We start from the raw sequence: 23249 nt of genomic DNA on the forward strand, positions 1-23249 counted from the left end.
TTAGGCCTCCTGCTTATGCTTTTCGATTAGCTTTACGATATTGTTAAGCGTGCTGAAATTAGCGATATCCAAATCCTCATTGCTGACCGTGAATCCGAATTCTTGTTCGATGTAGCTGAGGAGTTTCATCGCGAACAACGAATTGACGAAGCCCTTTTGAAAAATATGATCATCGTCAGTGAACACGGCCTCGTCTTCAAATACAACCAGATTGCTTTCAATAAAACTGCGGATTTTTTGTTTGATTTCCATCTAGTTACCCCTCTTCCCAGCAACCGTTACCAACACATCAATGTAAGGCGGAAACGGTTGAATATGATTTAAATCGTTCTCGAACAGAATGTTTCCTTCTCCGTCATTGGAGATTTCCGTGAAACTAGCGAAACGGTACGTGACATACATCATCTTGTTGCGGTCCGTCTGTTTAAAGTCGGCCCTAAGTACTTTCCCTTCATTCTTCGCCTGCTGCATGATATACGTGAGCATGACGGTACCGACTCCGCGAGACATCACTCTGCAGGACATGAGCAGCATTTTCAGATGCCAGCAGCTTTCCTTCAATTCGATCAGAGCGAGCCCGATCTTGCCGTAAGAGCCGTATTTGTCCGTCAATTCGCACACGAGCAGGATATGATTATCCGACCGTCTGATCTTGTCCAATTCCTCATAACTGTACGTATAACCCGTCGCATTCAGCTGATTCGTGCGAATGGTCAGTTCCTCCGCCCGTTTCAAGTCCTCCTCTCTAGCCTCGCTAATGACAAAGCGCATGCCGAGCGAGCTGAGAAACGCTTCTTGGGGGCCCTCAAACGATTCTTCCTCGTTTTTGCGCAGTATGTCTTCCAGATACATGGCCCGCCTACGTCTTGAATCTTCCGTAATGAACCGGGGATTGAGACGCGGGTGACCGAGCAATGTCTCGTATGGCGTCACATCCAAACACTCTACCTCTGGATGGACGCTTAGGACCTCATCCCGTTCGAAGGGCTGATCGTCGATGAATAGGATCGTGTCCATCCCGATGTTCAAGTTCAAGCGTATTTTATCGATCGACGTTGATTTGGCATTCCAGTTGATTTCGGGGTACAGGAAATAGGTATCGATGCCGAACTCCTTCAGCTTGTCCAGCGCATGCTCCGTATCATTGCGGCTTGCGATGGATTGCAGAATGCCGCGAGAATCCAGTTCCGCGAGAAGCTCGCGCATGCGCGGCTTTAGCTTAACCTCATCGGACTCCAGCAAAATACCGTCCCACATCGTATTGTCCAGATCCCAGATCACGCATTTGACTTCCTTTAGCTTGTCCGCTGCTTTGTTCATCGTTATCCCTCCCTACTTGCTGTAATCGAAAAATCCTTTTCCTGATTTTTTGCCCAGGTAACCGGCATCCACCATCTTGACGAGCAGCGGGCAGGGCCGAAACTTCGGATCCTTGTAGCTGTCCTGCAGAACTAGCAGCGAATTAAGAATGGTGTCCAGACCGATCAGATCACATGTAGCAAGCGGCCCCATTTTGTGGCCGAAGCCCTGGCGGAAAATCTTATCAACATCCTTCGGCTCTGCGACTCCATCCTGCACGGTCCAAACGCATTCGTTAATCGTCAGCATGAGGACTCGATTCGTTACGAAACCGGGAAAATCATTAACCACTACCGGGACTTTATCGAACGATTTTAAAAACTCCTCCCCGCAGGCAACGGTCTCGTCCGATGTATGCTCGCCCCGGATGACTTCGACCAGTTCCTTCATCGGGACGGGGTTCATGAAATGCATGCCGATGACATTCTCCGGTCTTGGCATTAACGAGCCAACCTTCGTAATGGAAATGCAGCTTGTGTTAACGGCATAGGTGGTTTGTAAGGCGCACACCTCGGACAGTTCCGTAAACACCGCCTTTTTCAGTCCCCATTCTTCTGTCACGTTCTCAATAACAAACTGGACGCGTGCGAAGTCATCATAAGCCGTGGTAAAGGTAATCCGGGACAGAAGGTCCTCCACGGTAAGCTGTTTCGCCTGAGGCTTGACCAGCTTTAATAGCCGGAAATCCGTCTTAATTTTCTCCTTAGCTTGATGCAAGACATCTTCGTTAATATCTTTGAGCACCACTTCGTATCCATAGCAAGCCAGATCCAAAGCAACGTCACTGCCCATTACACCCGCACCGACTACTCCGACGGTTCGTATCATGAATTCACGACTCCTTTTTGGTGGACATTAGCTCAACAGAGCTGCTTAGCACATCGTTGATGAGCGACACTACTTGCTCGGTATGTTCGTTTATGAAGAAGTGACCTCCTTCGAATTCATAAAGTTGACAGTCTCGGCTGCCATATGCGGACCACTCCATCAGATTGATGCCTTCTGTCGCTTTATCCTCTTTTCCGTTAAGCACGGATATATCACAGGGAATAAGCTCCTCTCTGCTCTTAAAGCAATGCGTTTCCACCAGTTCCAGATCTCTCCGCAGACCTGGCAAAAACAGTCTCAGCAGCTCCTCACGTTCAAACACTTCATCCTCGGTTCCGCCAAGCAGCTTAATTTCTTGCTGCAGCCTTGCATCAGATAGCAGATGCAGTGTAAGATTCCGGCGGGCGTGAGGGGGATAGGTCCCCGAGACGAATAAATGGATGGGTTCGCTCCCCTTCTTCTTCCTTACGGCGTGCGCCAGTTCGTAAGCGACGAGGGCTCCCATGCTATGGCCGAAGAAAGCAAAATCAGCTTCGTCCAGTTGCGGTTCCAAATATCCGTATAAATCCTCAATCATTTCGTCCATGCTGCCGTAATGAGGTTCGAGTAATCTTCTTCCTCTGCCAGCCAGTTCAACGGGATGCAGTTCAATATGGCTGTGCAAATGGCGTTTCCATCTCATATAGTTGGTAGCGGAACCTCCGGCGTAGGGCAGGCAGAACAGCTTGCATTTCATTTAGATCACCTCCTCTGCAGGAGCTGGAAGAATCAGCCCGGAACGTCGTTTCACGGATGGAAACAACCAGACTGCAAGAAAGAACAGGAACGCGATTCCGACGAATAGATAGAGTGCATAGACGAGCCAGATGATCGTGGAAGGCGACCATACTGCGACTACAGCAAGCGGAAGACCTGCAAATGCAGCCTCAAGCAGCAGACCGATCCCCCACAAGCAGACTCCGGTCAGTACAAGCGCAGCTCCAAGGCCGATGAGCCTTCTTCCTTGGGGCGGAACGAAAATGCGCCGCTGACGACGTAATTGTCCGGGAATACCGATGGCCTTACCTGCCAGTACAATCATTAAAATGCTGATGAGACTAAGCGAGATCATCGCAATCCGATCAAGCTGCGGATAGAAATCCGCTTCAGCGGGTGGAAGCTCTTGCTCCCGCAGCAGGCTCATCAGACCTTGGCCGATATGAAACGTATAGGCTGAGTTGATGTTGGCGAGTACTCCTACGCCGAGCTGCTCTTGCGGACGAATGATGAAATAGGACGAGAAATTGGGATTAGAGCCTTGGTGAGAGAGTTCTTTGCCGTCCGGCGTTACAAACCACCCCGAGGCATAGTAGGTTCCGTTGGCGTCCGGCCCTACGCTCGTATCGGGTATATGGGAACGTTCGATGATGATCCGGTCCGGCTCGGAGATACTCTTCGTCCCGAGCTGGAGCAGCAGCCACTGTCCAATATCGTCAGCACTGGAGATTAAGTAACCGGCGGGCGTGTTTCCCCTGTAATCGGGCGCTTCATATAAACGAGGCGAACCGAATCCAATCTTATATCCCCTGGCGAGCCGCTGTGGGTCCTTCAGCTGGGCCGCAGGCACCGTGTTGTTCATACCAAGCCGCTGCAGCAACCCCGACATGTAATCCTCATACGACATACCGGATACTTCCTGGATGACCAGCCCCAGAACATCATAATTAATGGTGGCATATTGATACTTATCTCCGGGAGGGGCGTCCAGCGCCGTACCCGATAATGCCCGTACAGTCAGTTCCAATGCCTGCTCTTCGGAACTGATCGGGATGGAAGCTAGCGAAGCGAAAGGCACGCCACTCGTATGGTGCAGCAGTTGGGCCAGCGTCACCTTGGCCGGCTGCCCTTGATAGATTAGCGAGAGCCACGGAATATAGCGGGTGACCGGATCGTCAAGGCTAAGCGCATCTTCACGCTCCAGTTCTAACAAGGCCAGGCCTGTGAATGCTTTGGAAGTCGATCCCAATTCAAATAATGTAGTGTTTGTTGCCGGAATCCCCAATGCACTATCGGCTAGCCCGAATCCCTTCGTATAAACCACCTGATTCCCGCTTACAACTACAACTGCGGCTCCCGGGCTTTGCGCCTTCACCAGTTGTGCCTGCACGAATTGGTCGATGGCAATCTCATCTATATTCGGCTGTTTTTGCGTAGAAGGGGCTCCGCCTTCGGCGGCTGCAGCTGGTGGACTGACTAGCAGCAGTATCATCAGTACGTAGAAAACAAGTTTCTTTACCACGATTGTCCGCCCCTTTATGAATTGAAGAGTACGTCAAGTTCTTCTTGTGCGAGCTTGACAGTCTCAAAATCAGAGGGCGTAAAATCAGTCTGTCCCCTGTCTGAGCCTAACTGAATAACTTCAGCCAGCCGCTGCATAAAAACTTGAATAAACGCGTCCATTGTATCCCGGCTGAACATAGCCTTGCTGTATGTCATGCGGACCTGGAGCCTCTTATCCGTAATCATGGCTACCACATCGACCAAACAGGACAACCTGTTGCTCGGGCATGTATCTCTTCCGGTATCGTCCCCGGCAATGGCGAGCACAGGGCTGTGTAAATGATTATCGATTTCGCCCATATAATTGAAACGGAGCAGGTTGCATCCCGTCTTCGGAATGCTGCCGGAACCGTATGCCAAGATACCATAGTCGATTCCTTTGTTTGGAATGGAGCGAAGCTGGCCCTTTATGCTCTTGATGATTCCCGCTGTTCTGGTTTCAGTCATCTGGAGATTAACGGGATACAGCGAAGTGAACCACCCGATGGTTCTGGATACATCCATGTTCTCGAACAGCTCTTCGCGTCCATGTCCCTCTAATTCGATCGTGATTTTCTTCTTGCCGGTAATTTCGCTCACGGCCATGGCCAACGAGGCGATCAGCAAATCGCTCGTTTGAGTTCGGAAAGCGGTATTCGCCTCCCCCAGCAGCCTGCTCGTCTCCTGCTCTGAGAGCTCCCGGACCAGCGTGCCGCATACGGCAATCCGGTCGTCATTCGAAGGGTAATCAGCATCCAGGCTGTCTTCTACGTTCTCTAAGACCGAATACCAGTAGTCAAGGTGTTCCAGCGCCTTCTCGGAGCCGTAAGCATCAATAGCATCTGACCAAGTTTGAATGGAATGCGTCTTATTCGGCAGGGTCCAAACCGATCCGGTCAAAACCGCTTGCAGCAGCCGGTCCAAGTCTTCCAGCATAATTCGCCAGGAGACTCCATCTACAATCAAATGATGTGCTGTCAGCAAAAGACGCTGTCCCTGATCTCCTTCATCAAATGTAAGAGCTTTGAATAGAAGGCCCTGTCCGAGCCGTACACTTGCTTTGAAAGATTCGGCTTGTTTCTTCAGAACCGCAGCCCGCTCTTTCTCCGGAAAGCTGGTCAGATCGAAGCGGGCAAGCTCTACGTCCCCGCGTCCGACCGTCCGGTACACCATGCGCCCTTGAGTTTCAACAGCCTGCAGCCTCAAGGTGTCATGGTGGCCGATTAATGCAAATAACGCATCGTGAAGCTGATCTGTTGTTATTGCCGGAGTTAGGCGAAGCAATACAGACTGCGCGTAGTAATGAGGATTGTTCCATTGTTGTGAAAAAAACCATGATGTAATCGGCAGTGGCTTAACTTCCCCGTAACTCGGCCCCTGCTCGATCGGAGCAGCCGTGTTTAGCTCAATAAATGCAGCCAGTTCTCGGATAACGGGATAACTCATAATTTGCTGCACCTTTAGCTGATAACCGGCCGCCTTGATTTTAGATACAATTTGTATTGCCTTGATAGAGTCACCGCCGAGCCGGTAAAAATTATCCTGAACCGTTATTTCATCCCTGCGGAGTACATCCTTGAATATATTCATTAACAGCGCTTCAACTTGACTGGTCCTTCCGGTCTCACTTGTTTCGAGGTACTGTTCCGGAGCCGGCAGAAGGCGCCGGTCCACTTTACCGTTCGGAGTAAGCGGCAATTGATCAAGACGGACAAAGTAAGCCGGTATCATATACGAGGGCAGTATCTCTGCTAGCTTCATCCTCAGCTCCAGAGCCGTAAGATGTCCCGTTGCGACGTAATAAGCGGCAAGCTGCTGCTGTCCGTCTTCTCCGATGCGGTCAATGACGACGGCTTCTTCAATACCGTTCATTTCAAGCAGCTGATGCTCGATTTCTCCCATTTCAATGCGGTACCCTTTAATTTTGACCTGATGATCGATCCGGCCTAAATATACGATGCTGCCACTATCGTGGCGTACGGCCAAGTCGCCCGTCCGATACATCCTATTGCCCGTAAGGAATGGGTTGGGCAGAAACCGGTCTTGAGTCAGCTCCTCCCTGTGCAAGTAACCCCGGGCCACTCCGGCCCCGGATATATATATTTCGCCGATCGATCCGTCTGGGACCGGCTCCAGCTGCCGATCCAGCAAATAAATCTGCACATTGTCAATGGGCTGTCCGATCGGAACGGAGACCCCTTCGTCGCTCGCCGGATCATACCGGTAAATCATGCAGCCGACTACGGTCTCAGTCGGTCCGTACTCATTGAGGATTTCAATCCCGCCCCGACTGTGTTCATGGATGTCACGAGCCAGCGAGCATTTCAAATCTTCACCGCCCACAATGAATGTCCGAACCGTATATTGGCTGAAATCCATGTCTCTGATGAGTGCCAGATGAGCCGGCGTCAGCTTGATAACTGTTGCCTTGTTGTCTTCCACAATACGTTTAACTATAAAGTCGCTCCCGTCATCTTCGTAGATTTCGATACGGCTGCCGCTAATTAACGGCGTAAAGATAGAGGTCACGGTCAGATCGAAAGCAATGGAAGAGTACAGCGCAAATACATCATTTTGCGAGCGGATATACGTCTTGCCAGCCCACCAGATGTAGTTCACCAGTCCCCTGTGTTCGATCATCGCACCTTTGGGATTGCCTGTTGATCCTGAGGTATAGATGATATAGACCAAATCATCTGGCGTAATCATAGCAGGCAAATTATGCCCGTCCTTGTTGTACAGACGTTCATCATCGAGTGCAAGAACCTCACCGTTGTAAGAAAGCTGCTCCCATTCCTTGCCATGAGTCAGCAGCAGGGAAGCTCCGCTATCCCTCAGAATATACTCGATCCGTTCTTTGGGATATTCGGGATCAATCGGCAGATATGCCATTCCAGCCTTGATTACCGCCCAGATCCCGACAACGATGGACAGAGAGTGGCGGCCCATGATAGCTGCCGGGGTGTGAGGGCTTATCCCTCTCTCCAGCAGTGTTCGTGCGAGCCGATTGGCGCGTTCATTCAGTTCGCCGTAAGTAAGCGATTGTCCCATGCATGAAACAGCAATGCGTTCCGAATTCCGCTCGACTTGTTCTTCGAACAGCTGCAAGATCGTTTGATGCGAGGGATATTCGCAATCTGTTGTGTTGTACGTATATAGAAGCTTCGTACGCTCTTCCGGCAGAAGCAGCTGCAAATCATGAAGTGCGGCATCGGGACGGCTCAGGACTTGATCGGTTAAATATAGAAGACGGCTATGTAGTTCATCGATTTGCTTCTCCGTGTAGTCGCCTTCTTTATAATCGAAGTACAGCTCCAGTTCTTCATTCGATGACCATTCGGTTACGATGAGCTGCAAGGAATACAGTTGGTTGCCGTTATTCACCTCAATTTGCTGCATTTTCCAACCAGGACCGAAGTTCCGGTCGAATGCCGTATTATAATAGTTCACGCACACTTGAAATAATTGGTCCAATCCCCGCTGCTGAAGCTGAAGATCCTGTACGAGCAAGTTGTAAGGATATTTCTGATGGAAATAGCATTGAATGAGTTCTTGGTTGACGTTATGTATGAACGATGAGAAGGACATCTCATGCTTGATGTCAATGAGAAAGGGCATCGTGCTGGTAAACATACCAAATGTATTTTTTTCTTTGGCCCCCGTACGATTCAATACAGGAGTGCCTATCAGGAGACGGTTTTGTTGATTCGCTTTGTGGAGATAAAGGAGCATCGTTGCTACAAAAAAGGTATTCAACGAAATACGATGGGTTTGTGCAAAGTCGCGGATGGCATCGGAAGCAGACTGGCTTACTAAGAACTTTTTGCGGTTGCCTGCGATGCCGATTGATGTAGTATGCAAATCAATGTCATGGATGTGATCAAATTTATGATTCCAATAGCTTTGATTTTTCGTAAAACGAGGGGATGATAAATACTTTTGCTCTTGTTCAATGTAATCCAGGTAGGTAGGTCGGGGTTCCTGAGGAACTTCCTCCCCCTGCATCAATTGCGTATAAATCTGATTGATGTGCGTCGTCATCAATTGAAAAGACCAGCCGTCCGAAATAATATGGTGGAATTTCGTAAGATACGCGCTTTCTGTGTCGCTGATTCTAACCAGTACAAAATCATACAATTGTTCTCCATCCAGTGGGAGCGGTTTGGAAAACTCGGCACTCACCCAGGCATCCACATCCGATTCTTGGGCCATAAAATCGATAAACGGGAACGTTTTCCTGCGGTATTCCATCACCGTCTGCAACACCGAACCGTCCTGTTCGACTAACCGCATACGGACGGCATCATTGAGCCGAATGAAATGATTAATGGCTTCCTCCAGCAAGGAAAAATCGACGGGTCCGTAAATTTTGATGAGTCCTCCGATGTTATGTATGCTCGTACCCGAGTATATATTTTCTACATACCAAATTCGTTTTTGCGGATGTGTCAGTGGATAGAGTTGGCATGTCTTCATAGAAATAACCTCCAATCGGAATAAGTTACGGATACTAGGAAACCACCCGAGGGTCCAGTGCATTCAAAACGGTTCCCAGTATTCGTTTTTCACTTTCCATGATGTGAGTCATCTCGCTCAATCCTTGCTTCAACATGCATTCGTCTCCGGTTAAGGCGTATTTCATCAACAAATGACGCAAAGCATATGCCTGCTCTTCTATTGGCCGGAAGCATTCTGTAAAATCTGGTGAAAGAAGTCCCTGATTACATAAATACTGGATCCGCAGCCCCATCATTTTCTTGTGTTCCCACAGAATGTGGATGGGCCGGATATCACGTTTACGAACAAGTACGGGCATATTGCGAATTAGTGCAGCATAAACATCGACACCGAATGCCGCCTCCAGTGGATTCGCCGTTCCCCGGTTGCGCAAGGAAATATTGCTGCCCGCCAAATATTCTTCCAGGGATTCTTTGATAAACGCTGCATCTAGCCAGTAGCTTCCCGATTTATTGAACTTGTAAAGGTAGATTTGTTCTTCATAGTTGTCCGTCCATTCGAGGTTTTGGAACCCTTGCTCCATTTCATGGTACGGCACCACGGTCTTCTGAAACTGCATTTCTTCATCGTAGCCGAGAACAAGAAACGTCCTTCTCGCATCATCGTAACCGTAAACCAGAATATCGTGAGCATAATGAGTATGTTGATAGACTCGTCTACGAGGGATATAGAACTCATCCACATAAAGAGAGATCGTATAGTTTGAACGGATACTGTTTATCAGAAATTCGATGATTCCAGGCGGTGAATCGAGCACGCATTCGCGCTCCAGCTTTTGTGTAATCAGCCAGGGACAGCGAATAAAATCTTCTCCGTAAAAGGTCATAGGCACTGAGCGTGAAGCGGCCTCTCCGTCAAGATCCTGATGACAATAGAGGTGGATGAAATTGCTGTAAAACCAAGGCAGCGCTTCATTTCGTGTAAGTACCGTACATAAGGGATATGCCAGATACTGATATCCGACAAGAGGCGGGATACTCAATTCAAGTTCCTTGCTACCCAAATCAATACTCACTTCTTTCTCGTTTGTTAATTTTTTGTAAAATAATGAAGCATTATATGAGTTTACCTAAAAATAATATAATAACTAATATATGTAATTCATACTCCCATAGATGTATTTTATTGTCAATATCTATTAAGATTTTTCATTTATACTTTTTTGTCGCCAAGTTATTCAACTCGAAAACAGCCGATCAGCTACAGGATCCGACAGGATCCGGCCTGTTCCAGAACTATGAAAATAGTCCTACTTAATGAAGTTATTCTGAAAACGTCCATCGATCCTTCTTCCCACGTCCCCTAACAAATAGAGTAGAAACATGAGTCTTGCTTCTAGGCTGAAACAGATTATTACAAGCTGTAAGGAAAGATTAACCCCATCTGGCAAGTCGCTCAGAGTAAAACAACAAAAGGCACCTTCCTCCAAAAAGGAAAGTGCCCTATATCTCAGTCATTAAAACTATATATAACAGCCTTTACTTCTGACTTGCCGCAATAGCTTGTTCCAGATCGTATAGTATATCATCGATAGACTCGGTCCCGATCGACAGACGCAGCAATTCCGGATTTACGCCCGCCGTAAGCTGCTCGTCTTCCGTCATCTGCTGATGCGTCGTGCTGGCCGGATGAATGATAAGCGACTTGGAATCCCCAACGTTAGCCAAGTGGGAGAACAGCTTCACATTCTCGATCACCTTCTGACCTGCCGCTGCCCCGCCTTTGATTCCGAAGGTCAGGATAGCGCCTTGGCCCTTCGGCAGGTACTTCTTCGCCAGCTCATGCGAAGGGTGACTCGGCAGCCCTGCATAGCTCACCCATTCCACCGCCTCGTGACTCTCCAAATACTTGGCAACCTTCAGCGCATTCTCGCTATGGCGCTCAACGCGAAGATGCAGCGTTTCCAGCCCTTGCAGGAGCAGCCAGGAATTAAACGGGGACAGCGATGCGCCAATATCCCGCAGCAGCTGTACGCGCGCTTTGATAATATAAGCAATCGGGCCTACTGCCTCCGTATACACAACGCCATGATAGCTTGGATCCGGCTCCGTCAATCCAGGGAACTTATTGTTTGCCGTCCAATCGAATTTACCGCTATCAACAATAACCCCGCCGATGGAGGTCCCATGACCGCCGATGAATTTGGTCGCAGAATGAACGACGATATCTGCTCCATATTCTATCGGTCGCAGCAAATACGGGCTTGGAAAGGTGTTGTCTACGATAAGCGGAATGCCGTTCTCATGCGCGATGGCCGCAACAGCTTCCACATCCAGCACATTGCCCTGCGGATTGCCGATCGTTTCGGCAAACACGGCCTTTGTCTTGTCATTGATCGCTTTTCGGAAATTTTCCGGGTCCGTGGAATCCACGAAATGCACCTTGATGCCCAGCTTCGCAAGCGTATTGGAAAATAAATTATAAGTACCGCCATACAAGCTCGAGGAAGAAACAATTTCATCACCTGCGCCCGCAATGTTGAGAATGGAGAAGGTGATGGCTGCCTGCCCGGAAGATGTCGCCAGTGCACCGGCACCGCCTTCAAGCGCTGCAATCCGCTTCTCAAACACATCCGTGGTTGGGTTCATGATACGCGTGTAAATGTTGCCGAATTCTTTAAGCGCAAACAGATTCGCTGCGTGCTCACTGTCTTTAAACCCGTAGGAAGTCGTCTGATATAGAGGGACGGCGCGGGATAATGTGGTCGGATCAAGCTCCTGACCGGCGTGAACCGCTAAGGTTTCAATGGAAAATTGGCGTTCTTCTGACATGGGTGTTTCCTCCCTTTTCTTCATATGGAAAGTATTATGGCTTCATAATTTCTCCCATTCTCTCATACTTTCCCGCATTTGAAAAGAGTTATAACCAACTAATTTCATCGGAATATTATAAATTATTCTGCATGCAGCTGGAAACCATCTTATTCCTCATCCGCTGCATACACCCTGCCCCATCCATATCCGGCTTCCGGGGACGTATCCTCCGGCATGCCCGGCAAGATTAAACCGCCGTCTATACGGAGATTGATCCCAGTAATGTAGGATGCCGCATCTGAGCAGAGCCAAGCAATCGCTTCCCCGATGTCCGACGGCGTGCCCAACCTTCCCAGCGGGATTTTTCTGCCGAGCGGCTCGTCCTCTGCCGATTGGTCCGGCTTGTGAACAGTCGCTCCCGGTGCCACGCAGTTTACGCGGATGCCATGCGGAGCCCACTCGAGCGCTAGCGATTGTGCGGCACGTATAAGCGCTGCCTTCATGCTGCCGTAAATGCTGTCCTTGGGATAGGCTCTCTCTCCCCGGGAGGACGTGATGAAGATGATATTTCCCGGAATTCCCTGGGCGATCATCTCCCGGACAGCATATTTGCTAAGCAGCATCGGTGCTCGAAAATCGAGATGAACCGTAATGTCCAGCGCGTCCTCCTCAAGCTCCGTGAGCTCGTCATAAAGGCCGATCCCCGCATTGTTCACCAACAGATCGATCCGGCCAAATTCCTCTATCGTCTTTCGTATCGTATTCTCCGCTTCACTGCGAACGGTCAAATCGCTTTGAATAATAAGAGGCGTCTTGCCATAGATATGACGAATATCCTCTGCTATGTCCACTATTCCATCTTTACTCGAATGGTAGGTCATCGCCAGCCGATATCCTTTTTCAGCCAAAACCTTGGCAATCCCCCGTCCAATTCCAGCTCCAGCGCCTGTCACCAACGCTACTTTCTCTATCCCTTGAATCCCTATGCTACCCATTCCTCTCGCTCCCTTCGAAATCCTGCATGCAGGCCACGATTACGCCGCTGTTCAACCTATACGCATACCGTGCCTACCCTTCCTTACCCTGTTCCGAAAGGGATGATTGGCTTTGATAAATAAAGTGAGCATCGTTATTATAAAAAGTTGAATCCTTACCGAGGTTAAATACGTATTGAATATTAATATGATTTTCCATAAACGATAATCTTTAGGAGGGTGTACTCATGAATTCTGAGTGGTGGATTGTTGGAAGTATTCTAGTCGCCGGATTCCTGTTTATGATTCCCGTGCAGTACCGCTATATTGCAGCGTTAAAGAATGATCCCCGGAAGCGAGGGGGCGATCAGGAAACGTATTACAACAAGATGTCGTTTCAAGAAGAACAGCTACACTACAACACGCAAATTATGTTTTTGCCTTCCACCATGGTTGCCTCGTGGATCTATAATTGGAGGCATAGGAAAAGAAACACGACCAAGTAGGCGCTTTCTTTCCAACGGACGAAACGCAAAAATCATCGCCCACAATAAGGGCGATGATTTCCCAAGATCCAAACTATTTTCAGCCGCGTCTAGCTAAAGCGTTCATATGTAGGAAAAAGGTATCCTCCAGCGTAGGCGCCTTCTCCACAAATTCGGGACCCGGCTGCTTTTTCCCCATCAGCCTTACTCTCATATGATGTTCCGTCATTTGAAAATGAATCAGCAGCTCCTGCGGTATCCGCTCGAAGGCTTCCAGATCGATTTCGCCTTCCCAGACGCTGGAGCTGGAGGCCACATTCAGTTTCCACTGGGTCGGTGAACCGATATACCGGATGCGACCGCGGTGTATCCATATCACGGTATCTACCGCCTCTTCCCACTCGTTCAGCTCATGGGCGGCCACGATCACCATTCGGCCCCTGGCGTATTTAGTCAAATACGTGATAAGGAATTTGCGTTCCTCAGCGTCCATGCCGTTTAAAGGCTCATCGAGGAATAGAAAAGAAGGTGAAGCCAGCAGCGCCTGCACGACGGCAATGCGCCGCTGCACCCCTTGTGACAAATTCTTGACCTTGCTCTTGCGGAAGGGCTCCAATCGAAAGTCCGTCATCAGCCTGTCAATGGCCTCAGGATTATAGATGCCCTTTAATTCTGCCATATAGGTCAGTAGCTTGCCGACCTTCATATCCCCATACAGCTCGATATCCGCCGGAACATATCCGATTTGACTGCGGATCAACGGCAAATGATCTCCTGCCCTGCGCCCGCTGTACAGAATTTCGCCTGCATCGGGTGCCTGGAGCGTGGTCAACAGCTCAATCAGGGTGGTTTTCCCAGCCCCGTTCGCCCCGACGATAAGGTTCAGGCCGGAGTGAATCTCCGCTTTGTCGATTTCAAGCCGGTACGTACCCGCTTGGCGTTCCAGTCCTTCAAGCCTAATCATTTGCCATTCTCCAAGCTCCGTTCAGCTTCAAGCTGCGTCCGTAGGAAGAGACGAGCAGAATCACTCCGATAACAAGCAGGGCCACGTCCGTCATCATTTTACCGCTCATCGAAACGCCGTGATCCACGATTTGTCCCTGAATTACGATCCACATTCCGTAGACCAGGACGGCCGAGATCAGTGAGACAACCATGCCTTTGCGAAACAGCATATACATCGCAGCCCCTCCCGTCACCAGCAGAATTCCCATCCACTCCAGAATAAAGGGTCCGAATAAAAAGCGAGAGCTTTCCGCCTGGATGGATCGCAGCCCGAGCGCGAGGGTGCTCAGCAAGGCCATTCCGATGACGATGCCGGTCACAAGCAGCAGACGGGTATACAACACAAGCGCCGGTGGATATGGGGTTAGGGTCTCCACAGCCCGCATTCCTTTATCCCAGGTTCGGCTGCTGAACAGCATCGATACAATCAGCAGCAGAGGGGTGATCAACGGGAAAATGCCGCCGGGCAATCCGGCAAACTGATCCAGTGGATACTCCGGATCGATCAGTAGAACCAACATGCAGAATACCGCGCCTGCTGTGAGCAGAATGGATCTTTGGTTCAATCGGATCTGACTCCGAAGAATCTGTTTTAATGAGGGCGGGTCGACCTGCGGATTAAAATCCAGCTTGGGGGACTCGGGCTCAATCCTGAGCTGATTGAACTCTCCCTGAAGAGACGCAATGAGCTGCGCCGTCTCATCCGGTGACGGCGATGGAAGAGCAGCGCGTCTGAGCGGGCCACGAAGCTCGTCTTCAAGTCTTCTCAATTCATTATCGAATGGATGATCCATGGAGGTACACCTCACTTTCTTTTACTTTGCTCTGCGAATCCGATTCTTCCGACTTGGAGCGGTTCCGAACCTGTTCCTGAGGGCTTTTCTCCCGTGTCCTTCGGGACGAACGGACGGGAACCAAATCAGAATGCTCCATCGATAATGTTTTCTTCAGCTTTCTCAAGCCGTTATATAAATGCGTTTTCACCGTACTTAGGGGGAGGTCGACCAGGTCGGCGATTTCCTGCAGCTTCAGATCATGAAAGAATCGAAGAGATATGACTTCCTGTTGTATATCGGGCAGGCTCTCCAGAGATGCTGCAATCTCCAGTGAGGTTTCCTGTCTTTCCACAAGTTCCTCCGCGCCGGGTGCAGGGTCGTATGCATCCGGCATCTCCTCACCCGCAAGACCTTCAGACCTATAAGATGCGCTTTTCCAATAATCCTTGCACATATTCAGAGCCACGCGGTAAAGCCAGGAGCGAACATGTTCCAGCGTGCCGTGCTGCTTCAGATGCCGAATGAGCCGGATAAACGTTTCCTGAACGATATCCTGGGCTTTTTGCCTATCAGCCAGCCTCTGGGTCGTATAACTGAGCAGCGGACCATGGTACCTCGTCACCAACATTTCAAACGCTTCCTGGTCGCCGGCAGCCATGCGTTCGGACAGCTGCTGATCGGAAATCATGCCTTTCCCCCCCTTTCTATGTGCATTCTAATCTTCCCACTATATCTATTTCTCAATTATAACCGACCGTGTGCAGGTGCATAGTCGTCATTATTTGACATTCATCATGGCATCCCATTTTTGCTGCCACTCTTTATACGTAATCGGGTTCTCCGGGCTTAAGTACGAATTTCGTTCGGTATCGGGAAGCATCAGCCCTTGTTGGTAAAAATGAACCAGCAGCTCTTTGACCTGATTCCCTCTGCCTTCTTCCAACGCCCTTCTGACTTGCTTAGCCATACCCATGCCTAATTTATTTTGAGGATCATCCCCGTCCCCATTCTTGAACAACAGTTGCTGTACCGACCGAAGGTTTCCGTATGCGGATCTCAGTTGTTTATCACTAAGCCCTTTCTCCTCCACGTAATACACATACCAGAAAAGACTGCTGATCTTGCCCCGCACATCCCGCTCTGGATGCTCAAAATAATAATTGAACCCCTCCTGGTTGCCGAACAGAACGGAGTTCATCCATTCGCCAGGCAGATTCATGAAGTTATATGTGTACTGGTTCGAGGACAGAATCAGACGATGGTGCACCCGGGGATTATTAAAACCGTGACCCAAATATAAAATCTTGTCGACGTTGCTTTTGAACTCGGGTACCCACTTGGAAAAATAGTCATACTTCTTTTTCATATCCTGCAGCATCGATACGGATGTTTTCTCCAGATATGGCGTTGTCACGATTGTGATCGGGAGATCAACCTGGTGGATTTCCTTCCAAAACTGACCTCCGTACAGGGAGATATTCTGCTCGATCTCCCCACCCTCGAACCGCTGGTAGCCGGGCCTTCGTTCCAGCTCCTGCATCCCCGTATACAAGGGTCCCGGATAACCTTCGACCTCCAGCTTCATCTCGCCGAAAGAATAACGCATCCGGCCAAATTCCCAGCCTAAATAAACGTATTCCGGAGGACCGTCTCCGTTATCACTCTTTAAATATACATGCTGATGACCGGGAAGCGGATACCAAGCGATATATCCATCCAGCTTAACTTCGGGCCCCACACTGTAAACCGAAAATTCCTCACGGGAGTACCCAGCCATAAAGTCCATGACCTTGCCTCTATATTCCAGCTCGGCTTGAATGTCCCCTCCCTTGGCATCGCCAGCCATCCTTACCGATATCCGCTCTCCCTGTCTGCGATAGGGAGCGTCAATGCCCTGGAGTTGGACACGCTCAAGCTCGAACATCCGGTTCAGGGTTAAGGGAAGCTGCCTCATGCCTGATAACTCGGAGGCGGGTATCGTTAGCTTCGCCCTTACGCGAAGCTCATCGTTTGACAGTCGTTTCAGCTTGATATCATAAGAAGAAACATGAAAGAAGGATATATTGTCAGGGTCATCGACATAAGAAACCGTAGGGTCTCCAAGCTTCGCATCAAATTGGGCATACCGATCCGCCCATAGTGTGCCGTAGGGTATGGCTGCGGCTACCGTCAATACGGCAGCCCCCAGCACGGCGAGCCATCCCGCTTTCCGCAGCATCGTAGGCCGCTTACGGTTTAACAAGAACAAACACACCGTTAGCAGCAGGAAAGTAAAGGCAAGCACGAACCACCGGGAACTCATTAAATCTTCCCTAAACAGACCGTACCCCCAATTCTCATATTCAAAGCGATTGGATTGAAGGAAGAATTGGTTGAGGTGAAACACTTGAGCCGGCATCCATCTTAATTCGGTGATGATATAAATTTCCATGAAAAATGTTCCAAACATCCATGCACAGAAACCGATCAAATAAACAATCCGGTTCGGAATGCTTGCCCCAAGCAGCATGGCGAGCGCGAGTGTCACCATATAGGAAACCTCGTACTGCACCGCAAATTGCATGGTATGCATCATCGCAATATCACCGGCTATCCCCTGGCTAACCGACAGGATATAGAATATAACCGACGTCGACAACGTGAACAGGGAAAAGTACAACAAACTGACCACATATTTCGACGACAACAAGGTAAAGAAAGACACAGGCAAGCTGTGATTCCATTCAAAGGACCTACGGCGAACATCCCGTCGAATAGACAAGATGCCAATTAGCATAGCCGGACCCAGGGTCATCGTATGACCCAGCATGTGGAATGAATAGGCCGCCGTGTACAGATTATGGTTCGGTCCATTGCCGCTTGCCGCCTGCAGCATCATAATGATGAACAGAATCGCATAGATGATCGGAAGTGAGGCAAACAAGGGATTACCGAACAAAAGCCTAAGTTCAAGGAGACTATGCCTCCACCACTTATGCATGACGATCCCTCCGCAGCAAGCTCAGATATCCATCCTCCAGCGTCGGATCCGCGGGAAACGCCCCTGCAACCGGGGCCGTTTGGCCGATAAACCGGCACAGGACGCCTTCCGGAACGGTTCGGGTAGATACGACGGACATGGGATCAATCAAGGCAAATTCATCCGGACTCATCACCGCTTCCCATACTTGTCCCTTCCCGCATGCCTGCAGTTCAGCCAGACTGCCGTTCATGGACAGTCTCCCCTTGTTCATGACTGCGATACGACGGCAGTTGCTCTCAATATCGGCGACAATATGGGTGGATAGCAGGACCGTCCGGTCGATGCTAAAGCGGGTTAACACATTGCGGAACCGGACACGCTCCTGAGGATCCAGCCCGGATGTCGGTTCGTCAACGATCAAGATATCTGGTGTTCCCAATAACGCTTGGGCAATACCCAGCCGCTGCTTCATTCCCCCGGAGTAAGTACGTACTTTTTTATCAGCCTTCCCCTGGAGATTAACCATCTCGAGCAGCCTGGAGATTTCCTTCTGTCTGGCACTCCGTTCTTTGATCCCTTTCATGGCCGCCACATAATCCAGATAATCTCGTCCGGTCAGCTGCGGGTAAATGTGAAAATGCTGCGGCAAATACCCGATCATCTGCCGAATCTCCTCCGGCCGTCCAATCGATATCCCGTTCACTCTCACCTGGCCGGAGGTCGGCGACAATAAGGTCGCCAGAATGCGCATCAGCGTTGTTTTGCCGGCGCCATTGGGGCCCAGCAGACCGGTCATGCCTGTATCCAATTGTAGAGAAACATCCAAGAGTGCCCATGCACCCTTGCGATAGGTTTTTGATAAATGCTCAATGGTAATCATTCTAGAATCCTTTCACCATTAACGATTATGGCATAAGCCGCGCGGTTTACGTTACTTGGAACGAACCATCGTCTTAAAAAGTTTGGCATTTCCAACGTTTTGACATCAATTCATTTTATAAGGTACAAAAAAGCCCGTGATCCTTTAAGCGGATTGCGGGCATGATCTATATTCACCTGATGTCAGGCTCTTATTCAGTTATTATAACATGCTAAGATGCGGTTCATCCGTAAACCTTCAGGACATAAATATTTCATGCCGCAAAAGATTAACGGGATGGATCATTCACGTGCTTATCGCATCGATCCTTACCGATGAGCCTCATATTGGTTGGCGCGACTGATCGCCTGGATCGATTGGATGCCCTGCGGCGATAACTCTTCCTTATTCCCCGCCGCCAAGTTATGCAGCAGCTGTTCAAGCGAGCTAGCTCCAGGGATGGTGCAGGCAACAGCGGCATGGGCCACAGCATATCGAATAGCCAAATGGGACAAATCCATGCCAGGGCCAACCTCTTCAAGCCTCTTGAGTATATCAAGCAGCTCATTTTTGTTGTAATCCAGATAGCCCTTCTCGGCTTTGGCTTGTCCGCGGTCCGACAATATGCCGCGGGCAACGGGTCCTCGTGCAATGGCGGATATTCCGTTCTCAGCAAGGAGATCGAGCACCTCTTCCTCCGGTCTCCGGTCCAGGATGCTGTACTGACTCATGACGCTGACGATATTGGATTTTCCGACATACTCGCGGATGACGTTCGGCCGGATGGACGAGATGCCGTAGTATCGAATCCACCCTTCCCGCTTCAGCTCTTCAAAAGCTTCAATCGTCTCGTCAATCGGATCATCAAGCGTCCCTCCATGAAGCTGATACAGATCGATATAATCCGTACCGAGTCTGCGAAGACTATCCTTGACAGCGGATTTGATGTAGTCCTTGGAAGGATCCCATACTAAGCCATCCTTACCCGGTACACGACGGTTGCCGACTTTGGTGGCGATGATCACATCCTCGCGCCGACCTTGAACCGCTATGCCTACCAGTTCCTCGTTACGGCCTTCGTCGTACAGATCCGCCGTATCCAGAAAATTCACGCCCCGGTCCAGCGCTTCGTGGATAAGCTTTACGGCTTGTCCCTCATCTGTACCCAGTGACATACAGCCCAGCCCGATTTCGCTTACATACAATTCCGAAGATCCTAGCTGATTGATTCTCATGCTTGATCTCCTCCTCTTCCCTATGATGAATAAGGTTCTACTTCTTTACTTACCCTAAAATATCGATCCAGATCTTCACGGCCGTAACTGCAATGAGAATCGCCAAGGCATACCGCAGCAGTCGGACGTTCATCTTGCGACTGATGATGGCGCCGATGGGAGCACCCATCAAGCTTCCGGCAACCGCGAACAGGGACGGCCAGATCGGAATGTCGCCCGAGGCGATTTTGCCAATGACACCCCCGACCGCAGACAGAAAAACGATCGCGAGCGAGGAGGCGATGGTTATCCGTGTCGGTATCTTAAGAATCGTCAGCATGATGGGTATCAGGATAAAGGCACCTCCAGCGCCGACAATCCCCGCAATGCCGCCGACGATAAAGGCGGCTCCCATCGCAATCCCTGAATGATAGGTCACCTCGTTAACCGACCTATTTTCCATAGTTGCCCGGGTCGGCACAATCATCAATAACACCGCGATAACCGCCAGAAAACCGTAGATCACGTTAATCATACCGCTTGTCATCAGCATCGAGGACAGACTCCCGATCAGACTGCCAACCAGGGTGCTTACCCCCATCTGAATGACCAATGGCTTGTGAAAATACGACTCACCGCCGCGCGAACTCATCCGGTTGGTGATCATGCCTGACAATGAGGCGAAAAATACCTGCAGCATGCTGATGGACGCCACCTCCTTGGAGGTAAAGGCCTCCAGTCCAAACCAGGAAGGAACATAGAGCAGCAAAGGAAAGTTAATAATCGCCCCGCCAATTCCCAGCAATCCTGAGAAAAAAGAACCGATGATACCTATAAAGATCATAACTACAAGTTGCACTATCAAGGTGATCGATCTCCGTTCAATTTAATATCGTGACCGCGCACATTGCTATTGAATGTACCCCATTGTTGATTTATAATAAAACCAAGTATTTATATCGGAAATTGAGGAGGTATGTGGTGATCATGTTGAATAAGCTGAAATTCCTCTTCCAGGACCGTTGCCCTGACTGCGAGCAGAAGCTGATCTCCAGACAGGAAGACATGGCTACGATCAAGCATTGCCCGGATCACCACTACACCGAAGAAACATATAACCAGCTGGGAGTTACGATTGTTTATCATCCCAGCAAAGATAACAGTTAAACTTTGTTTAAACTCCGTTAGCTATTTCGGACTGAGATCTTTGGATTTATTCCGTTCCCTCTGCCCATTCCCGTCCGGCAAGCCTGACCAGAAGCATAACCGCGATCTCGGCAACCATCACTACGAGCGAGCACATAAAAATCACAGGGATCATATCGCCCGAATCCAGATTTAAAATGAACGGGTAGGCGATAAGCCATAGCAGCTGCGCGGCCATAAACAAGTGCCCCCGAAAGCGAGCCTTATGATCCAGTCCGGATTCGGCACCTGCGGAATTGGCTTGAATGCCTCTACAGATTCCAAAAATCAGTACCATATGCAAGCAGATGGCAGGCAGTTGAATCAGCAGCTCCTCTACCGATTGCATAGGCACGCCGCCTGTCTTCACCTCAGGAAACCAGAATAATGAAAGAACCGACCAGATCAGCAGCAGCCAAGCGGATAGATGCCCTGCCTTAAAATATCCGTTCAACGCCTGAAGCCTCCATAATCCCGAAGCAATCAACAGGTATCCCAGCAATTCCGGCAGCAAGTCCACCGTTTCCAGCTTAAAGTCGACAAGTACAAGCAGCAGCCCCCACACGATGCGATAACAAGCGCTTCTCATGGTTTCCTCCTGCTTTCCCGAACAAATTCCGTCATTTCTCGATCCATCGGACTTGGATGATAAGGAATCATCGTATCTCCATACCAAAAGCGACGGCCGTCCTCCAAAAAGGTGGTTCTTAATATCAACTGATATACCTGCATGCTCTTCTCAAGCGACATATCAAATTGGTGGCTGATTCTAATGGAATCCCCTTTATTAATCTGGAATGGAAGCTGAATCTCATTGATAGGTTCACCTCTTAACTCGATGTGCGCTTCCGAAGGTTGAGACCGGTAACTAGTACCCGGTATTTGTCTGGAAATGTCGACAAAGATTCGGAGATCTCCATTCTCTGCGATATCGAGCAATTTCGAGGAGAACGCCGTTAACTGAAGCGGCCGACTCACGACGGCAGATTCATAGCCCGAGTTATCGGAAGAGGATCCGCCGGACGTCCCTGATATCGGATCTTGATCTTCCTGATCATATACGCCAGGCCATACGTAAATCTCTCCGATATCCACTTGTTCCGAGGTTCCATCAGAGTAAAGGGCGGTAATCTCTCGAACGAGAACCGGCTCCTTCCTCTGCTCTCCTGCCCCTTCTTTCCCCGGGGCGGGTTTATTTAAATTCACCATCATTTTTCCCAGGCACTGTCTCTGATACTCAGCATATTGAGGGTATGGCGTTACGATCTGTTCGGGATAACCTTCGATCCGGATGGAGCTTAGCGTCTTGTCTGCTCTTTTGTCCTCTACATAATACAAGTCAAATACACTGCCTCCCCCTTCCCTTGTTTCCACATGATGCTCAAGGAATACGGTTCTTCCCAGTTGGTTGGCTTCATAATACCAGACATTCCCGACCCAGCTGCAGGCTACGAACAGGATGGCGAGAACATAATACCATTTCTTGCTCATAGCGCCTCCTTATGTATCATGCGATTGTTCCATATTATTAAACTATCTTAACACGTAAATAGATGAAGAGGGTTTGATCAGCGTTAATTTTTCATATGATTCTGACGAAGGAACTCCATGAATTTGAAATAAGGTTATGACTTCATGGACAGACTATTTGAAGCCACCCTAAAATCAAGGAAGGTGTTCATGATGAATCCATCGATCGAAGAGGTCACCCATTGGCTTCAATCCAAAAGCAATCACACCCTGCACATATCCAAGCAAGAAGAGAAGGATCAGGACCAGATTGAAATACAGCTGGAACGATTTGAACACCAGCAGCATCAAGAGCAGTCCATCGACGGTTATGGAGACCACCATGCGCTCCTGCTCCACGGCCCCGGCGTGGTCATCACCGCCGGCCATGAAGCCCCGCTGCCAAGCAATTCCTTTGTCATCGGACTGGACGGGTTAACGGCTGCGGACATCCAAGACCGTCAAGTGGTGCTCACAACGGACCGGGGCACTTATTCGATCACGGCAACCTGAGGGCAGCCGGC

21 protein-coding genes are annotated in these 23249 nt (G+C 49.6%); 3 read left to right on the top strand and 18 right to left on the bottom strand.

Going from position 1 to position 23249, the window contains the following annotated elements; all coding sequences use genetic code 11:
- The 9 genes from MKY48_RS29365 to MKY48_RS29405 form a co-directional block, all read right to left on the bottom strand.
- Window positions 1-252, bottom strand: a complete 252-nt coding sequence (locus MKY48_RS29365; RefSeq protein ID WP_053491437.1) for an acyl carrier protein — start codon at window positions 250-252, stop codon at window positions 1-3.
- On the bottom strand, window positions 253-1320 hold the full coding sequence (locus MKY48_RS29370; RefSeq protein ID WP_339268136.1) for an HAD-IIIC family phosphatase: 1068 nt from the start codon (window positions 1318-1320) through the stop codon (window positions 253-255).
- A gap of 12 nt (window positions 1321-1332) precedes the next feature.
- Window positions 1333-2187 carry a 3-hydroxyacyl-CoA dehydrogenase family protein gene (locus MKY48_RS29375; protein WP_339268138.1) on the bottom strand — a complete coding sequence of 285 codons (855 nt, stop codon included), beginning with the start codon at window positions 2185-2187 and terminating at the stop codon, window positions 1333-1335.
- 4 nt (window positions 2188-2191) lie between these two features.
- Window positions 2192-2923 (bottom strand): alpha/beta fold hydrolase, encoded by a 732-nt coding sequence (locus tag MKY48_RS29380; protein WP_339268139.1) that lies wholly within the window; start codon window positions 2921-2923, stop codon window positions 2192-2194.
- The gene (locus MKY48_RS29385; protein WP_339268141.1) at window positions 2924-4465 is read right to left on the bottom strand and encodes a serine hydrolase domain-containing protein; all 1542 of its coding nucleotides are present in this window, start codon (window positions 4463-4465) and stop codon (window positions 2924-2926) included. It lies immediately after the preceding gene.
- A gap of 14 nt (window positions 4466-4479) precedes the next feature.
- A complete protein-coding gene (locus MKY48_RS29390) occupies window positions 4480-8961 on the bottom strand; it encodes an amino acid adenylation domain-containing protein (protein ID WP_339291777.1) in 4482 nt (1493 codons plus the stop codon).
- 34 nt (window positions 8962-8995) lie between these two features.
- A complete protein-coding gene (locus tag MKY48_RS29395) occupies window positions 8996-10018 on the bottom strand; it encodes a hypothetical protein (protein WP_339268145.1) in 1023 nt (340 codons plus the stop codon).
- A gap of 463 nt (window positions 10019-10481) precedes the next feature.
- Window positions 10482-11774 (bottom strand): homocysteine synthase, encoded by a 1293-nt coding sequence (locus MKY48_RS29400; RefSeq protein WP_076325379.1) that lies wholly within the window; start codon window positions 11772-11774, stop codon window positions 10482-10484.
- A 149-nt stretch (window positions 11775-11923) separates the two neighbouring features.
- A complete protein-coding gene (locus tag MKY48_RS29405) occupies window positions 11924-12751 on the bottom strand; it encodes an SDR family oxidoreductase (RefSeq protein WP_339268146.1) in 828 nt (275 codons plus the stop codon).
- A 227-nt stretch (window positions 12752-12978) separates the two neighbouring features.
- Here MKY48_RS29405 and MKY48_RS29410 point away from each other — a divergent pair, with 227 nt between their 5' ends.
- Window positions 12979-13236 carry a DUF3949 domain-containing protein gene (locus MKY48_RS29410; protein WP_339268148.1) on the top strand — a complete coding sequence of 86 codons (258 nt, stop codon included), beginning with the start codon at window positions 12979-12981 and terminating at the stop codon, window positions 13234-13236.
- A 79-nt stretch (window positions 13237-13315) separates the two neighbouring features.
- Here the strand turns inward: MKY48_RS29410 and MKY48_RS29415 are convergent, their stop codons facing one another.
- The 7 genes from MKY48_RS29415 to MKY48_RS29445 form a co-directional block, all read right to left on the bottom strand.
- Entirely contained in the window at window positions 13316-14179 is an 864-nt protein-coding gene (locus MKY48_RS29415) for an ABC transporter ATP-binding protein (protein ID WP_076325376.1), read from the bottom strand.
- Entirely contained in the window at window positions 14172-15014 is an 843-nt protein-coding gene (locus tag MKY48_RS29420) for a hypothetical protein (RefSeq protein ID WP_076325375.1), read from the bottom strand. The genes MKY48_RS29415 and MKY48_RS29420 overlap by 8 nt, the downstream gene beginning before the upstream one ends.
- Window positions 14995-15684: an RNA polymerase sigma factor gene (locus MKY48_RS29425; RefSeq protein ID WP_076325374.1), complete on the bottom strand. Its 690-nt coding sequence runs from the start codon at window positions 15682-15684 to the stop codon at window positions 14995-14997. The genes MKY48_RS29420 and MKY48_RS29425 overlap by 20 nt, the downstream gene beginning before the upstream one ends.
- 90 nt (window positions 15685-15774) lie before the next feature.
- The gene (locus MKY48_RS29430; RefSeq protein WP_339268151.1) at window positions 15775-17976 is read right to left on the bottom strand and encodes an ABC transporter permease; all 2202 of its coding nucleotides are present in this window, start codon (window positions 17974-17976) and stop codon (window positions 15775-15777) included.
- Complete coding sequence (locus MKY48_RS29435; protein ID WP_076325372.1) at window positions 17969-18838, bottom strand: ABC transporter ATP-binding protein; 870 nt, start codon at window positions 18836-18838, stop codon at window positions 17969-17971. The genes MKY48_RS29430 and MKY48_RS29435 overlap by 8 nt, the downstream gene beginning before the upstream one ends.
- A gap of 308 nt (window positions 18839-19146) precedes the next feature.
- Window positions 19147-20052, bottom strand: a complete 906-nt coding sequence (locus MKY48_RS29440) for an aldo/keto reductase (protein WP_339268154.1) — start codon at window positions 20050-20052, stop codon at window positions 19147-19149.
- A gap of 49 nt (window positions 20053-20101) precedes the next feature.
- Window positions 20102-20896: a sulfite exporter TauE/SafE family protein gene (locus MKY48_RS29445; RefSeq protein WP_083659800.1), complete on the bottom strand. Its 795-nt coding sequence runs from the start codon at window positions 20894-20896 to the stop codon at window positions 20102-20104.
- A 122-nt stretch (window positions 20897-21018) separates the two neighbouring features.
- Between MKY48_RS29445 and MKY48_RS29450 the strand changes: the two genes are divergently transcribed.
- Entirely contained in the window at window positions 21019-21198 is a 180-nt protein-coding gene (locus tag MKY48_RS29450) for a hypothetical protein (RefSeq protein ID WP_076325467.1), read from the top strand.
- A 46-nt stretch (window positions 21199-21244) separates the two neighbouring features.
- Here MKY48_RS29450 and MKY48_RS29455 read toward each other — a convergent pair whose 3' ends face one another.
- Both MKY48_RS29455 and MKY48_RS29460 read right to left on the bottom strand, forming a co-directional pair.
- Complete coding sequence (locus MKY48_RS29455) at window positions 21245-21805, bottom strand: hypothetical protein (protein WP_339268155.1); 561 nt, start codon at window positions 21803-21805, stop codon at window positions 21245-21247.
- Window positions 21802-22707: a hypothetical protein gene (locus MKY48_RS29460; protein WP_339268157.1), complete on the bottom strand. Its 906-nt coding sequence runs from the start codon at window positions 22705-22707 to the stop codon at window positions 21802-21804. The genes MKY48_RS29455 and MKY48_RS29460 overlap by 4 nt, the downstream gene beginning before the upstream one ends.
- A gap of 189 nt (window positions 22708-22896) precedes the next feature.
- Here MKY48_RS29460 and MKY48_RS29465 point away from each other — a divergent pair, with 189 nt between their 5' ends.
- Complete coding sequence (locus MKY48_RS29465) at window positions 22897-23238, top strand: hypothetical protein (RefSeq protein ID WP_339268158.1); 342 nt, start codon at window positions 22897-22899, stop codon at window positions 23236-23238.
- Window positions 23239-23249: the final 11 nt, after the last annotated feature.

The sequence above is a fragment of the Paenibacillus sp. FSL W8-0187 genome, from assembly GCF_037969755.1.
Classification (GTDB): domain Bacteria; phylum Bacillota; class Bacilli; order Paenibacillales; family Paenibacillaceae; genus Paenibacillus_AQ.